The 14,634-nt window shown below is 70.2% G+C and carries 13 protein-coding genes; 8 read left to right on the forward strand and 5 right to left on the reverse strand.

Going from position 1 to position 14,634, the window contains the following annotated elements:
- Positions 1 to 171 precede the first annotated feature (171 nt).
- From pgm to ACFYR3_RS14945, 4 genes are all read right to left on the reverse strand, one after another.
- Positions 172 to 1,812: a phosphoglucomutase (alpha-D-glucose-1,6-bisphosphate-dependent) gene (gene pgm, locus ACFYR3_RS14930; protein WP_389283188.1), complete on the reverse strand. Its 1,641-nt coding sequence runs from the start codon at positions 1,810 to 1,812 to the stop codon at positions 172 to 174.
- A 217-nt stretch (positions 1,813 to 2,029) separates the two neighbouring features.
- Complete coding sequence (locus tag ACFYR3_RS14935; protein WP_355849081.1) at positions 2,030 to 3,043, reverse strand: MASE1 domain-containing protein; 1,014 nt, start codon at positions 3,041 to 3,043, stop codon at positions 2,030 to 2,032.
- 257 nt (positions 3,044 to 3,300) lie between these two features.
- On the reverse strand, positions 3,301 to 4,158 hold the full coding sequence (locus tag ACFYR3_RS14940) for a PP2C family protein-serine/threonine phosphatase (protein ID WP_355849078.1): 858 nt from the start codon (positions 4,156 to 4,158) through the stop codon (positions 3,301 to 3,303).
- 93 nt (positions 4,159 to 4,251) lie between these two features.
- Positions 4,252 to 4,437, reverse strand: coding sequence for a hypothetical protein (locus tag ACFYR3_RS14945; RefSeq protein ID WP_389283191.1), 186 nt, complete (start codon positions 4,435 to 4,437; stop codon positions 4,252 to 4,254).
- 215 nt (positions 4,438 to 4,652) lie between these two features.
- Here ACFYR3_RS14945 and ACFYR3_RS14950 point away from each other — a divergent pair, with 215 nt between their 5' ends.
- The 8 genes from ACFYR3_RS14950 (at position 4,653) to ACFYR3_RS14985 (ending at position 11,662) form a co-directional block, all read left to right on the forward strand.
- Positions 4,653 to 5,588 carry an ATP-binding cassette domain-containing protein gene (locus tag ACFYR3_RS14950; protein ID WP_355849072.1) on the forward strand — a complete coding sequence of 312 codons (936 nt, stop codon included), beginning with the start codon at positions 4,653 to 4,655 and terminating at the stop codon, positions 5,586 to 5,588.
- Positions 5,585 to 6,433: an ABC transporter permease gene (locus tag ACFYR3_RS14955; protein WP_355849069.1), complete on the forward strand. Its 849-nt coding sequence runs from the start codon at positions 5,585 to 5,587 to the stop codon at positions 6,431 to 6,433. The genes ACFYR3_RS14950 and ACFYR3_RS14955 overlap by 4 nt, the downstream gene beginning before the upstream one ends.
- A gap of 204 nt (positions 6,434 to 6,637) precedes the next feature.
- A complete protein-coding gene (locus ACFYR3_RS14960) occupies positions 6,638 to 7,996 on the forward strand; it encodes a sensor histidine kinase (RefSeq protein ID WP_389283194.1) in 1,359 nt (452 codons plus the stop codon).
- A complete protein-coding gene (locus tag ACFYR3_RS14965) occupies positions 7,993 to 8,670 on the forward strand; it encodes a response regulator transcription factor (protein ID WP_355849063.1) in 678 nt (225 codons plus the stop codon). The genes ACFYR3_RS14960 and ACFYR3_RS14965 overlap by 4 nt, the downstream gene beginning before the upstream one ends.
- A gap of 154 nt (positions 8,671 to 8,824) precedes the next feature.
- A complete protein-coding gene (locus tag ACFYR3_RS14970; RefSeq protein WP_355849060.1) occupies positions 8,825 to 9,265 on the forward strand; it encodes an OsmC family protein in 441 nt (146 codons plus the stop codon).
- A 117-nt stretch (positions 9,266 to 9,382) separates the two neighbouring features.
- Positions 9,383 to 9,859, forward strand: a complete 477-nt coding sequence (locus ACFYR3_RS14975) for an ATP-binding protein (RefSeq protein WP_389283196.1) — start codon at positions 9,383 to 9,385, stop codon at positions 9,857 to 9,859.
- 292 nt (positions 9,860 to 10,151) lie between these two features.
- The gene (locus ACFYR3_RS14980) at positions 10,152 to 11,015 is read left to right on the forward strand and encodes a Ppx/GppA phosphatase family protein (RefSeq protein WP_389283325.1); all 864 of its coding nucleotides are present in this window, start codon (positions 10,152 to 10,154) and stop codon (positions 11,013 to 11,015) included.
- 275 nt (positions 11,016 to 11,290) lie between these two features.
- Complete coding sequence (locus ACFYR3_RS14985) at positions 11,291 to 11,662, forward strand: hypothetical protein (RefSeq protein ID WP_389283198.1); 372 nt, start codon at positions 11,291 to 11,293, stop codon at positions 11,660 to 11,662.
- A 120-nt stretch (positions 11,663 to 11,782) separates the two neighbouring features.
- On the opposite strand, the gene ACFYR3_RS14990 is transcribed toward ACFYR3_RS14985, so the two are convergent.
- Positions 11,783 to 14,326, reverse strand: a complete 2,544-nt coding sequence (locus tag ACFYR3_RS14990; protein WP_389283200.1) for a discoidin domain-containing protein — start codon at positions 14,324 to 14,326, stop codon at positions 11,783 to 11,785.
- Between the last annotated feature and the right edge of the window lie 308 nt (positions 14,327 to 14,634).

The raw sequence follows: 14,634 nt of genomic DNA on the forward strand, positions 1-14,634 counted from the left end.
ACACCGCGCACCTCGGCACCGAACACGGCGCCACACACACCGCGCACCTCGGCACGGAACACCGAAGACCGCGCGCCTCGGCAAGGAACACCGCGCACCCAGCGGTCGACGGGTGCTGGGTCACGGATGCCGGCGCCGGGTCGCGGGGACCGCGGCGCCGGTGGCGTGCTCTCAGCCGGACAGTGCCGCCGAGACGACCGCCTTCGCCTCGTCCTGCACCTGACGGAGGTGATCGGTTCCGCGGAACGACTCCGCGTAGATCTTGTAGACGTCCTCGGTACCCGACGGGCGGGCCGCGAACCAGGCGTTCTCGGTGGTCACCTTGATTCCGCCGATGGGCGCGCCGTTGCCCGGAGCCTCGGTGAGGACCGCGGTGACCGCTTCCCCGGCGAGGGTGTCCGTGGTGATCTGGGCGGGCGAGAGCTTGGCGAGCAGGGCCTTCTCGTCGCGGGACGCCGGGGCGTCGATGCGCTCATAGGCGGGCTCGCCGAAGCGCGCGGTGAGCCCGGCGTAGTGCTCGGAGGGCGTCTTGCCGGTCACTCCCGTGATCTCTGAGGCGAGCAGGGCCAGGATGATGCCGTCCTTGTCGGTGGTCCAGACCGAGCCGTCGCGGCGCAGGAAGGAGGCACCCGCCGATTCCTCTCCACCGAATCCGATGGAGCCGTCGACCAGCCCGTCCACGAACCACTTGAATCCGACGGGCACCTCGACCAGCTGACGGCCGAGGTCGGCGGCGACCCGGTCGATCATCCCGGACGACACCAGGGTCTTGCCGATCCCCGTGTCGGCGGGCCACTGCTCACGATGGGTGTAGAGGTAGGCGATGGCGGCGGCGAGATAGTGGTTGGGATTCATGAGCCCGGCGTCCGGGGTGACGATCCCGTGGCGGTCGGCGTCGGCGTCGTTGCCGGTGGAGATCTGGAAACGGTCGCGCCGCTCGATGAGCGAGGCCATCGCGTACGGCGACGAGCAGTCCATCCGGATCTTGCCGTCCCAGTCCAGCGTCATGAACCGCCAGGTGGGGTCGGTGAGCGGGTTGACCACGGTCAGGTCGAGCGCGTACTGCTCGGCGATGCGCCCCCAGTAGGCGACTGAGGCCCCGCCCAGGGGGTCGGCGCCGATGCGCACTCCGGCCGCGCGGATCGCGTCCAGATCGATCACCTGGGGCAGATCGGCCACATAGGTGCCGAGGAAGTCGTGACGGCCGGTGCCGGGAGCGGCGAGCGCCCTGGCGTAGGTGACGCGCCGTACGTCCTTGAGGCCGTCCCTGATGAGTTCGTTGGCGCGATCCTGGATCCAGGAGGTGGCCTCGGAGCCCGCCGGGCCGCCGTTCGGCGGGTTGTACTTGAAGCCGCCGTCGGCCGGCGGATTGTGGGAGGGAGTGACCACAACGCCGTCCGCGAGACCCGAGGACCGTCCGCGGTTGTGGGTGAGGATGGCGTGCGAGACCGCCGGAGTGGGCGTGTACCCGTCCGCGCTGTCGAGGAGCACCGACACGTCGTTGGCCGCGAACACTTCCAGAGCGGTGACCTTCGCGGGCTCCGAGAGCGCATGGCTGTCGGCGCCCAGGAAGAGCGGGCCGTCGATGCCCTGGCCGTCGCGGTACTCGCAGATGGCCTGGCTCGTCGCGGCGATGTGGTCCTCGTTGAAGGCGGTCGCGAGTGACGAACCGCGGTGTCCGGACGTACCGAAGGAGACGCGCTGGCCGGGTTCGGCCGGGTCGGGGTGGAGCGCGTAGTACGCGGTGACCAACCGGGCTACGTCGACGAGGTCCTCGGGGCCGGCCGTACGGCCCGCTCGCTCGTGCTGCATGTGCCCGCACCTCCACATCGGTGGTTCTTCGCTGGTGGTCTCATCTTTCCCCACCGGGCTCCACGGCGGTACGGCAGCCGTCGCGACGGCTGAAGCCGCGCTGGGCCGCATCCCTTCGCGAGGGCGGCCGGGCACCTTCAGTCGAGGGCGGCGGCAGCGACGGAGCGGCGGACGGACCGGGACGGCAGAAGAACGTCCCCTCGCCCCTCCCCCGCCGTCAGCCCAGTCCGTCGTCGTCCGCGGGAGGCGGTCTGGGCATGGGAGGCGGTCTGGGCGTGGGGTTCCCGGCGGTCAGGTGTTCCAGCACCTGAACCAGCTCCTGGCAGGCCAGTTCGACGGAGCGTCTGGTGTTGCGCTGTTCGGTGATCACGGCGGACAGGAGAAGCGCTGTCAGGGCCATGGTTCCGTTGAAGGCCTGCAGCTTGATCATGATCTCGGTATGGCTCAGTCCGTCGAACGAACCGACCTGGTCCGTGGCCGCGACGGTGGCCATGACGGAGGCGAAGAGGGCGCACGCCAGACTGCCCGGTAGCTCGAAACGCAGCGCCGCCCAGATCAGCAGCGGATAGACGAGGAACAGCAGACTGATGGAATCGCGCGTGGCGAGCGGCACCAGCACGCAGACCGCGGCCGTCAGGAGGGCGGCCTCCTTCCACCGGGTCAGGCGCAGGGGCGGGCGGACGGCGTACAGCATCAGTAGCACCGGGGTGATGATCAGGACGCCCATCGCGTCACCCACCCACCACGCCAGCCAGACCGCCCAGAAGCCCTCCAGGGCGAGTTTGTCCGTGAGCACCAGCAGACCGACATCCACCGTCGCGCTGATCATCATGCTGCCCAGGGCCGCCAGGAACACCAGGGCGAGGCCATCACGCAAACGGCTGAGATCGGTGCGGAAGCGCACTCCGCGCAGCAGGAGGTAGGCGCAGATCGGGGCGATGGTGTTGCCCGCGACGATGCCTATCGCGGAGGGCTGGAACGAGGAGAACGAGGAGAGGGACAGGACGACCAGGAGGGCCCCGATCGCGATCCCGAGCCACGCCCCGATCCCCAGGAGAAGCAGGGCGGCGACGGCCACGCCGGTGGGCGGCCAGATGGGTGTGAACACCGCTCCCTCGACGGAGAGCCGCCGCAGGAGTCCCAGCCGCCCTGCTCCGTAGTAGCAGGCGGCGATCACCAGGGTCTGAACGGCGACGACGGCCGGCCGGCGCAGCTCGTGTGTAGCCACCACAGAGCCATCAGACACCGCCGGGGCCCTGTCGGCGAGGCGAGCGGCATCCAGTCCTGGGGCCGGACGGGGGTTCGCGTCCCTGGGACCGGACGGTGATGGCGTCCCTACAACCGGACGGGGGGTCGCGTCCCTGGGACCGGACGGTGATGGCGTCCCTACAACCGGACGGGGGGTCGCGTCCCTGGGACCGGACGGTGATGGCGTCCCTACGGCCGGACAGCGGTGGCGTCCCCAGGGCCGGACAGTGGCGCCGCCCCCTACGGCCGGACGGTGGGCGCGTCCCCAGGGGGCGGGACGGTGGGCGCGCCGTGGCCGACCACGAGTACGGCCGCGTCGTCCTCGTGTCCCACACGCTCGGCGCCCCTGATCACCGCGGCGGCCAGCGAACCGGCCGACAGGCCCGCGACCGCGGCGATGCCGGCGAGCCGGACGACCTGGTCGAGCCCCTCGTCGACATTCAGGGAAGGTCCCTCGACGACGCCGTCGGTCAGCAGGACGAAGACTCCGCCGGTGGTGAGCCGGTGCCGGGTCACCGGGTACTGCATCCCCGCCTCGATGCCGAGCGGCGGCCCCCCTTCGTCCTCGGCAATGCCGGACTTGCCGTCCGCCGTCGCCCAGACGGAGGGTATGTGCCCGGCCCGCGCGGTCTCCAGCACGCCGGTGGCCGGGTCGAGCCGCATGAAGGTGCAGGTCGCGAAGAGGTCGGCGCCGATGGACAGGATGAGGTCGTTGGTCCGGGCGAGGATCTCTCCCGGGTCGCTCGTTACGGAGGCGAGCGCACGCAGGCCGACCCTGACCTGTCCCATGAACGCGGCGGCCTCGATGTTGTGGCCCTGTACGTCGCCTATGGACAGGGCGATGCGATCGTCGGGCAGCTTGAAGGCGTCGTACCAGTCCCCGCCCACGTTGAGGCCGTAGCAGGCGGGCGCGTACTGGACGGCCACGTCGAATCCCGGGGCGGACGGCATGTCTCCCGGAAGCATGCCGCGTTGCAGCTCGATGGCCAGTTCGACCTGCGAGCGCTGGAACTCGGCGCGTTCACGCGCCTGGGCGGTCAGCGACCCGAGCCTGGCCAGCAGCTCGTCGTCGTCGCCCGTCGGGGGCTTGCGGGACATCGACCACCCCGGGAGGAAAGCCACACATGAAAGAAATGTTAAGAAGACATCTCTATCGGATGATAACGACCTTGGTGGCAGGGACGGAATTCGTCACGCCGCCGGCTCGGGGCGCGGCCGGCGGAGGCCGTCGACGATCAGGTCGAGGATCCGTGCGGCGCGGACTTCGCCACCGCGCGCCGGGTCGATCCTCCACAACACGCTGAGCCGCAGCAGGACGTCCCCGGGATCGAGACCGTCCTTGAGGGTGCCCCCGGCGGCTCCGGCATCGAGCAGCACGGCGATGGCGCGGCCCGCACGAGGCGGTGGCTCCGATCGTGGTGTCCGCCGGTTCCCCGGCCTGTCATCCGAGCGCCCGATCCGAGTGATACCGCGGTACTACGGGCCGCAGGGCAACCCAGCTCTCAGGTGCCACGGATCCGGCGCGATGGTCTCCTAGCGTTGAGGGTGAGCAGTCAGGTGGGGGGCCTGCCCCCGAACGTAAGGGAACATCGATGATCGAGGCACATCAGCTGACGAAGCGGTACGGGGAGAAGACGGCGGTGGACCAGCTGGACTTCGTCGTGAAGCCCGGCACCGTCACCGGCTTCCTGGGCCCGAACGGCGCAGGCAAGTCCACGACCATGCGCATGATCGTCGGACTGGACGCGCCGTCCAGCGGCAACGTCACGGTCAACGGCAAGCACTACGCCCAGCACACCGCGCCGCTCCAGGAAGTCGGCGCGCTCCTCGAGGCCAAGTCGATCCACCCGGGCCGGTCCGCGTTCGACCACCTCATGGCCCAGGCGTACACCCACGGCATTCCGCGCCGCCGGGTGGAGGAGGTCATCGAGCTGACGGGCCTCCAGACGGTGGCCAAGAAGCGCGCGGGCGCCTTCTCGCTCGGCATGGGCCAGCGCCTCGGCATCGCCGCGGCCCTCCTCGGTGACCCGGCCACGATCATGCTCGACGAACCGGTCAACGGACTGGACCCCGAGGGCGTGCTGTGGATCCGCAACCTGCTGACCGGGCTCGCGGCGGACGGTCGTACGGTCTTCGTCTCCTCGCACCTGATGAGCGAGATGGCGCTGGTCGCCGACCACCTGATCGTCGTCGGACGTGGACGGCTGCTGGCCGACACCACCGTGCGGGAGCTGATCCAGCAGGCCGGCGGTGACACGGTCACCCTGGCGACCGACCAGGCGTCCCGCCTGCGCGAGTTGCTGGCCGGCCCCGGCGTCGAGATCACCGGCGCGGCCGGATCCGAAGAGCTTCAGGTGACGGGTCTGACCCCGCGGGCGATCGGTCTCAAGGCCGCCGAGCACGGCATCCCGCTGTTCGAGCTCAGCTCCCGGACCGTCTCCCTCGAAGAGGCGTTCATGGATCTGACCCGCGACGCTGTCGAGTACCACGCCAGCGCCACCGTCGAGTCCTCCGGGAGGGCCGCATGAGCACCGCCACCGTCACCGACAGCCCCGCACCGGCACCCGCGCGGGCGGCCCGTCCGACGTACAAGGTCACCGGCCGCCGGGTGCTGCGCTCCGAGTGGGCGAAGCTGTGGTCGCTGCGCTCCACCTGGATCACCCTCGGCCTCGGCCTGCTGTTCCTCGTCGCGTTCGGCGTGATCGCCGCCGCGCACTACAAGTCCGAGCTGAACTCCGGCCGTCCGATGCACCGGGACGACGTCGCGGCCACCGCGCTCAGCCTCTCCGTGTTCGGCACGAACTTCGCGCAGCTCGCCCTCGGTGTGCTGGGTGTCCTGATCACCGCCGGTGAGTACTCCACCGGCATGATCCGTTCCACGCTGGCCGCCGTACCGCGCCGCCTGCCGGTGCTGTGGTCCAAGGCCTCGGTGTTCGGCCTGGTCGCCCTCGTCGTCGCCACCATCGGCGTCTTCGTCGCGTTCACGATCGACAGCGGCATCGTCTCCGGTACGCCCGCGGCCCTCACGATGTCCCACTCGGGCGTGGTCCGGAGCCTGCTGGGCGCGGGCCTCTACCTCGGTCTGGTCGGCGTGATCGGCACCGCCCTGGGCGCCCTGCTCCGCTCGGTCGCCGGCGGCATCTCGGTCCTGGTCGCGTCGCTGATGCTGGTGCCGGGTCTGATCTCGCTGCTGCCCAGCTCGTGGCAGGACAACATCAGCCCGTACCTGCCGAGCAACGCGGGCGAGTCGATGTTCGCGCTGACCCACGACTCGACCGCCCTGTCGCCCACCGCCGGGCTCGTGGTCTTCCTCGGCTGGACCGTGCTCGCCCTGGCGGGCGCCGCCTACCGTCTCGTCCGCTCGGACGCCTGACACACCGCGCACCGCGCCGCACGACCGGCACGGCACCCGACCGGATCACCCGGTCCGGTGTCGTGCCGTCCGGGCACCCGGGAACAGGCGCCACGACCGACCCGCGCGGTGACGCCCGTACGAGGAAACAAGGAGGCGCGTACGAGGACGCGGCCGGACCCACAATGGACAGGTGAGACCCATGAACGCGGACCAGTGACTCCCATGAACATCGACGACACCGCCCCGCTCGGACCGGCGGACGACGGGCCTTTCGCCGAGGCCGACCTGCCGTGGAACCATCCGCTGGCCCGTGCGCTGTCCCGTTTCGGCCGCCGGCTCAAGCAGGGCGACCGAAAGCGTCCCTGGATCCTCGACGCGGCGGTGACGGCTGTCGTGGCGCTGCTGTTCTGCGTGCCCGACCTGGTGCACGACGACGACGGCAGACACCATGGTTTCGACACCCGGTTCACCCACCTGCCCTGGCCGGGGACGCTCGCGCTGCAGGCCGGACTGGTGCTCCCGCTGCTGTGGCGGCGCAGAAGGCCGTCTCTCGCCTTCGCCGTGATCACCGCGGTGTTCATCCTCCAGCTCGCGCTGGGCGTGTTTCTGCGCGCCGACGTCGCCGTGCTGATCGCCCTCTACAGCCTGGTGCTGCACGGAGAGCTGCGACGGCTGCCCGCGGCCTGCGCGGTCACGGCCGGTGCGCTGGGGCTGGTCGCCGTACGCCTGCCGTCCGACGTGCATGTCCTGGACGCGCTGTTCTTCCTGTTCAGCACCATAACCGCGGCCGTCGCGCTCGGACTGGCCGTACGGATCCGGCGTGGCCAGCTCGCCGTCCTGCGGGACCGCGCGACCCGGCTGGAGGTCGAACGCGACCAGCGCAGCAAGCTGGCGGCCGCCGCCGAACGCACCCGCGTGGCCCGCGAGATGCACGACATCGTCGGGCACAACCTCTCCGTCATCATCACCCTCGCCGACGGCGGCGCGTACGCGACCGACCTCGCGCCGGAACGCGGCAAGCAGGCCCTGCTGCTCATCGGCGACACCGGGCGGCAGGCGCTCGGCGAACTGCGCCGCATGCTCGGCGTCCTGCGCGAGCAGACCCAGACGCCCACCACGCCCGAGCTGAGCCCCCAACCGGGCATCGGGGACATCGACGGCCTGTGCGAGCGGATAAGGGCCGCCGGCCCGCGCGTCGTCCACCGCAGCAGTGGCGAACTGGGCAGCCTGGACCGCGGCGTCCAACTGGCCGTCTACCGCATCGTCCAGGAGGCTCTCACCAACGCCCTCAAGCACGGGGGCCCCGAGACACGCGTCGATCTCAAGGTGAGCGTCGAGGACACCCTGCTGCACATCGACGTCCACGACACCGGCCCGGGTACCGGCACCCCCCGCTCCCGGCCGCACGACGACGAAGGACACGGAATCCCCGGCATGAGAGAACGCGCGGCCCTCTACAACGGGACAGTCGTCGCGGGACCCGCCCCCGGCGGCGGATGGACCCTGCGGGCCACCCTCGATCTCACGCCGCTGGCCGGGACCGATCTCGCTCCGTCGGCAGCCGCGGGCGGTGCGGCGTGACCAGTGTGCTCATCGTCGACGACCAGCCGCTTCAGCGCCTCGGATTTCGCATGCTCCTGGAGAGCACGCCGGACACCGATGTCGTCGGCGAGGCCTCCCACGGCGGGGACGCCGTCCGCAGAGCCGCCGAACTCCGCCCGGACGTGATCCTCATGGACGTACGGATGCCCGGCATGGACGGCATCGAGGCCACCCGTCGGGTCGTCGCGTCCGGCGGCCGCTCCCGCGTCCTGATCCTGACCACGTTCGACCTGGACGAATACGCCTACGCCGCACTGCGCGCGGGAGCCAGCGGATTCCTCCTCAAGGACGCCCATCCGGAGGAACTGCTCGCCGGTATCCGCGCCGTCGCCGCGGGCGACGCGGTGATCGCCCCCGCTCTGACCCGCCGCCTCCTGGACGCCTACGCCAAGCATCTCCCGCAGGATTCGTCGACCGGGAGACCCCAGGACGACACCCGCGTACGCGCCCTCACCGAGCGGGAGTACGAGATCTTCGTCGCCATCGGCGAGGGCTGGAGCAACAGCGAGATCGCCGAGCGCCTGGTCGTGGCGGAATCCACCGTCAAGACCCATGTCGGCCGCGTCCTGTCGAAGGTCGGAGTCCGCGACCGGGTCCAGGCGGTCATCCTCGCCTACGACCTCGGCCTCGTCCGCCCGAACCCGCCCGACTGACTTCCCCGAGCCCGTCGAGGACTGCGCATACTCCACCCTCGGCAACGGGCGCATGCGTCCGACGGCGGACGACTCGGGCGGCGTGGCCGCGGTCGGTGACCGGGCCGAGGCGCATCCGAGGCGGGCGGTGCGGGGCGGCATTAGGGTCGGCGGTATGACCGACAACAACCTGCGCCTCGTCACCGTGGAGCGGACCGGCACCGGGCACTTCACCGCGACGAACGCGCGCGGCGGGACGATCGCCTTCGGCACCGGTTCCGGTACCGAAGGGGAGGACGCGTTCACCCCGGTCGAGTTGCTGCTCGCCGCCATCGGGGGTTGCACCGCGGCCGACGTCGATGTCGCGACCGGCCGCCACGCGGAGCCCTCGCGGTTCACCGTGACCGTTACCGGCAACAAGATCGGCGACGAGCTCGGAAACCGGATGACCGACCTCGCGGTCACCTTCTCCGTGGCGTTCCCCGACGGCGAACCCGGCGACCGGGCCCGTGCCATCCTCCCCCGGGCCGTCAAGACCTCCCACGACAAGCTCTGCACGGTCAGCCGGACGGTCGAGGCAGGTACCCCCGTCACCGTGACGATCGCCGACGACTGACCCGCTCCGGAGCCGGGCTTTCGTGCCCGCCAAAACGAATGCGTGACCGAGTGGAGTGAAGTGGGATTTCCGGGGCAGACGCCGAACGTCGAAGTGGGTGGATGCGGGACGGATCGTATGGGCCAACCGGTGAGCGAAGCGGGACAGCAGGAACAGCGGGGTGCACTCATCGAGGCGTCCGTCGCGTACGACGGTGGTTCCGCGTGCATCGCACAGGCGCGGGCGTTCACCCGTGACTTCCTGACGCGGGTGCAGGCGGTCGCCGGGCTGCCGGTCTCCGCGCGGGTGATGGGCATGGTGCCACTGGTCGTCAGTGAACTGGTGACCAACGCGGTCAAGTACTCGGGCGGACCGTGCCTGTTGTCGCTGGAGGTGGACCAGGGCGCCGTGAAGGCGACCGTGTGGGATTCCGACCCGACCCTTCCGGTGGCGCGGGCCGCCGACGCGGGCCGGGTCGGCCAGCACGGGCTGGAAATCGTCATGGCCGTGTGCCACGCCTTCGAGGTGCACCGGGAACCCGTCGGCAAACGGATCACCGCCGTGGTGACGCTGGCCGACCCGCCGGGCAGTGATATGAGCCACTCCGTCACCTGACGCCGAACCCCGTCACCCCCGCAACGGCGGGGATCGCGCCGACGCGTGCGAAATCGTCGTCGGCAGCCACGCGGAGTCGCCGTGGCACCCTGAAGGGCGCCTTAAGAGCGCCCTGAAGAGCCGAAACGAAATCGTGTCGCGTCACTGCGGCCGGCTTGCGGGACAATGGTGAGTTCGCAGATCTCCTTCGACAGGAAAACGGGTGGTTAACACAGTGCGGCAGGCAGGTGTACTAGACGTCGGATGTCACAGCGCGTTGCTCACCGTGGCGCGGCGACGCGCCGGGGTCGACATGGAGCCGGTGCTGTCCCGAAAGGTACGACTCCAGTTGCACGAGACGCTCGACGCCACGGGACGCCTGGACAGATCAGGCGTTCGCAGTGTGCAACTGGCCGTGGCCGAAACGCTCGCCGAGGACCGGGAGTCCTTGCCGGAGGTGTACGCGTTCGCCACGTCGGTGATTCGCGACGCGCCCAATCGCGAGGAGGTCCTCGCCCAGGTGGCCCGCGCCACCGGCACCCGGCTGCGGGTGCTGTCCGGCGAGGAGGAGGCCCGCCTGGCGTATGTGGCCGCACGCCAATGGGCAGGCGCGCGGGCCGGTTCCCTGCTGGTGCTCGACATCGGCGGCGGGACCGTGGAGATCGCGTCCGGCACGTCCAAGCAGCCCCGTACGACCCTCTCCCTGCCGCTGGGCGCCCGGACGGTCACCCGCGACTGGAAGCTCGACGAGGCCGTGTCATCGAAGCGACGGCTGGCCGAGGTACGCGACCACCTGAGCGACCGCCTGGCCGAGGTGGCCGACCTGCCGAGGGCCGAGCCCGACGGGCGCGTGCTGGCCTGTTCCAAGACCTTCACCCAGCTCGCCCGTTACACCACCGCCGGCCGCGAACGCTCCCGGGCCCCGCAGCGGCTGACCCTTGACGACGTCCGGGCCGCGGTGGGCGTGCTGGCCAAGAACGGGTCCGTGGGCCGAGGCCGTCTGCCCGGTATCTCACGTCACCGGGCCGGGCAGTCCCTGGCCGGGGCGCTGGTCGCGGAAGCCCTGATGGAGGCCTGCCGGGCCACGAGCGTGGAGATCTCCCCCTGGTCCACCAGGGAGGGCCTGCTCCTGGAGCGCCTCGGCGCCCTGCGCACCAAGAAGTCCGCTCACCGCTGACCCGGCGGGTCGTCGCGATCGCTGTCCGATCAGCCCACGTCCGCGCGCCGAGCCGGATTCCGTCAACCGTCCGAACGCCGCCGTGCGTTCGAGGCTCCCCGGGGCCGACAGGCGGCTCGGCGCGACCGGTTGTGGGGGCGCGTGACGATCGGACGCGGGGAACAAACCTGTACCGCTTGATGCTGATCTGAATAGCCCGGCGGGTGCCGGGGCCGGAGTGTCACCCGGTGAGGTGGACCACCCGGCGGCTCTGTTCGTGGAAAGGCGTGAGAGCGATGACGGCGTCCGGACAGCGGCGGCTACAGGGGGCCGGGGCGGGTGAGTTGCCGCTGGTGACTTCCTGCGGCCGGATGATCTCCGTGAAGGAACTGCGGCTGGCCACGCCGGACCGGCCGATCGGCCGCGTCACCCTGGACGTGGGCCCGGACCAGGGCGACGAGCACGGGGTGTGGGCCTCACTCACCCCCGCCGAGGCACGTGAACTGGCCCGTCGTCTCCTGGCCCACGCCGCCCTGGTGGAACCGGCGGGGCCGCCCGACCGGGAAGCACCTCGCGCCCACGACATGTCCGGCGACCCGACGGGAACCGCGGCGGGGACCTCGCCGGGGACCGCGACGGGCTCCCGTTCGGAGCACCGCTCCGCCTGAGCGGACGACGGCGACGGCGACGGGAGGCCCTGCCCGGCGCGAACGACTTGCGGGTGCCGGGCTCCCCCGGAACAGGGGGAGCCCGGCACCCGCGTGCCTGTCAGTCGGCGCCTTTCAGGGTCACGGGAACTGCGTGACCTTGGAGGGGACGGTGTCCGTCCCCGATGTGGGTGCGCCGGTGTTGTTGATGACGTGGGCGTACTGGCCCTTGCCACCCAGGGAGATCACCAGGATGTCGTGCATCTTGACCCCTGTTTTCACCGGGACCTGGAAGCCGTGCGCCTGGACGATCGACGGGTCCGTGGTGAAGTTGCAGTAGCTTCCCAGACCCCATGCCTCGTGCACGGCGACGGAGTCGGCGACCTTGTAGGCCGCGTATCCGACGATGCCGTCATGGGTGATGGCGGCGGAGTTGGGCACGTCGTACGCCTTCTCGTTCTGGAAGAAGATCGTGCGTCCGTTCTCGCCGTTCCACAGCACGTCGTACTTGTTGAAGTGTTCGACGAACAGGCCGGTCGCCAGGACGTCGTCACCGTTGACCACGAGGCCGTAGTCGGCACGGTTGGTGTCCCAGCCGACCCCGTCGCCGTGGTCGGCGCGCCAGAGCCAGGTGTGGTCGATCACGACGTCGTCGCTGTTGACCACGACCGAGTTGGTGGCGAGGCCGGGGCCCGCGCCGCCGATGCGCACGAATACGTCCTGCATGGTGGTGGGGTTGGCGGAGTGGTCGGCCGAGGAGCCCGACGGGCCGATCTGGAGCAGCGTGTCGGAGTTGGAGCGGCCGGCGTCGATGAGGAATCCGGCGAGCCTGACTCCGTCGACGTCCGAGACATGCATCGCGTCGATGCCGTTGTCCGGCACGATGGTCGCGAGCCCGAGACCGAGGACGACGGTGTTGGCCCGGGTCACGTTGATGGTCTGGTCGAGGTGGTAGACACCCGGGGTGAACAGCAGGTTGAGGCCCTGCGCGAGGGCCGCGTTGATGGTCGCCGCGGTCGCGCCGGGCTTGACGACGTAGAACTGGTCGAGCGGGATCGACGTACCGGCCGTGTTGGGCCACGAGACCCCGCGGGCGTTGGTGCGCTTGGAGGGCACGAACACCTTGTAGGCGCTGCCGTCCATGTAGAGGAAGGGCTTCTCGCGGGAGACCGGGGTGGTGTCCAGAGTGGTGTACGGGCCGGAGTCGAAGTTCGTCGCCGGCGCTCCCTGGACACCCGTGAAGGTCATGTTCCAGACGCCGTTGGTCCAGCCACCGACGGAGCTGTCACGGGTGTACCACTGCTGCTGCGAGTACGGGCCGACCGTGCCGTCGATCTTGGAGTCGGCGATGTAGCCGCCCGACGCCCAACCGTAGCCGTTCGGGGAGAGGTTGAGGCCGCCCTGTACGTGGATACGGCGGAAGGGTGCGGCCTGCGCCACGGCCCAGCGGTCGGTGCCGTTGGAGGGGGTGATCGACAGGTTCTCCGCCGAACGCCAGAAGTTCTGGGTGGCGTTGCCGTTGAACCAGCCCGCGTCCACGGTGATGTCGCCGTTGATGTGGACGTCGTCGGGGTTGAGACCAAGGCCCGACACCGAGGTGTAGAAGCCGAGTTGGGCGTTGATGCCGTTGTAGGTGCCGGGCTTCATCAGGAACTGGTACCGGCCGGCGCCGAACTGGTTCGACTCCTGCTGGGCGAAGACCTGGTCGAACTTGGCCTGCAGATCGGGGGTCGAGGGGTCCACGACGATGACGTTGGGCCCGAGGTCGCCGCCGCCCTGCACGGGCGGGACGCCGCTTCCCGTACCGGTGTGGACGGCGACCTCCCACAGGGAGTACCCGTAGACGGTTCCCCGGGTCGTCCCGTAGATCCGTACGTAGCGGCCCTTGCCGGAGACGTCGTAGGAGACCGTGCCCCCGGTGCCGTCGGTGACGGTCTTGAGGGTGGTCCAGTTCTGGCCGTCCGTGGAGGCCTGAATCTGGAAGGCCTTGCCGTACGCCGCCTCCCAGTTGAGGTCGATCCGGCACAGGTCGCTGGTGGCTCCCAGGTCGACCTGGACCCACTGCGGGTCGGCGAAGGCGCTGGCCCAGCGCGTTCCGGTGTTGCCGTCGAAGGCGGCCGAGGCCGGGCTCGCCGCGTTCTCGGTGGACGAGGCGGTGGCCGTCTTGCCCTGCGCCGCGTTGGCCGCGTCACAGGTCGCGGGCGTGGTGCTGCCGCTGGTGCCGAACACCTGGAACTCCCAGAGGGAGTAGCCGTATTGGGTGGCGCGGTGGACGCCGTACATCCGTACGTAGCGGCCCTGGCCCGAGACGTCGAGGCTGTCGGTGCCCCCGTCGCCGCCGGTCACCGTCTTGATGTCGGTCCAGGTACTGCCGTCCGGCGATGTCTGGACGCGGTAGTCACTGCCGTACGCGGTCTCCCAGTTGAGGACGACCTTGTTGATCGTGGCCGAGGCGCCGAGGTCGACCTGGAGCCACTGGGTGTCCGTGGCTGCCGAGGACCACCTGGTGGCGGTGTTGCCATCGACGGCCGAGGCGGCGGGAGTGCCCGCGTTCTCGTCCGAGGAGGACGTGGCCGTCTTGCCCTGGGACAGCGGGAGATCGGCCGCGGCGGCCGGTCTCTGCAAGGGCAGGGTGACGAGCGCGGCCATTGCGGCCAGCGCGACACCCAGGGTTCTGAGTTTCATGCCGTGACTCCATGCGGGTGGGGTGACGAGCGGAGCGGACACACTGAATCGGGAGCTGAGGACACAGCTCTGCCATGTGAGAGGGAGGGGTATGAACTGGCCTTCCGGCGCTCTTAGTTCACGGTTTGATTTAAGTAATGAACCATCAAGGTGGCAAGTCCCGCGACACGAGTTTCTTCAACTCGTACGCGCGGAGGCCCCGTTGATGGGCCACTTCATGGGGTTTGACCTGGACGGGGGGCGTCACGGACGGACGGGAAGCCGTTCGGATCCGTCAAGGCTTGAAGACACGGGAGGGCATGGAGGGG

Source organism: Streptomyces sp. NPDC005784, from assembly GCF_042871525.1.
Classification (GTDB): Bacteria; Actinomycetota; Actinomycetes; order Streptomycetales; family Streptomycetaceae; genus Streptomyces.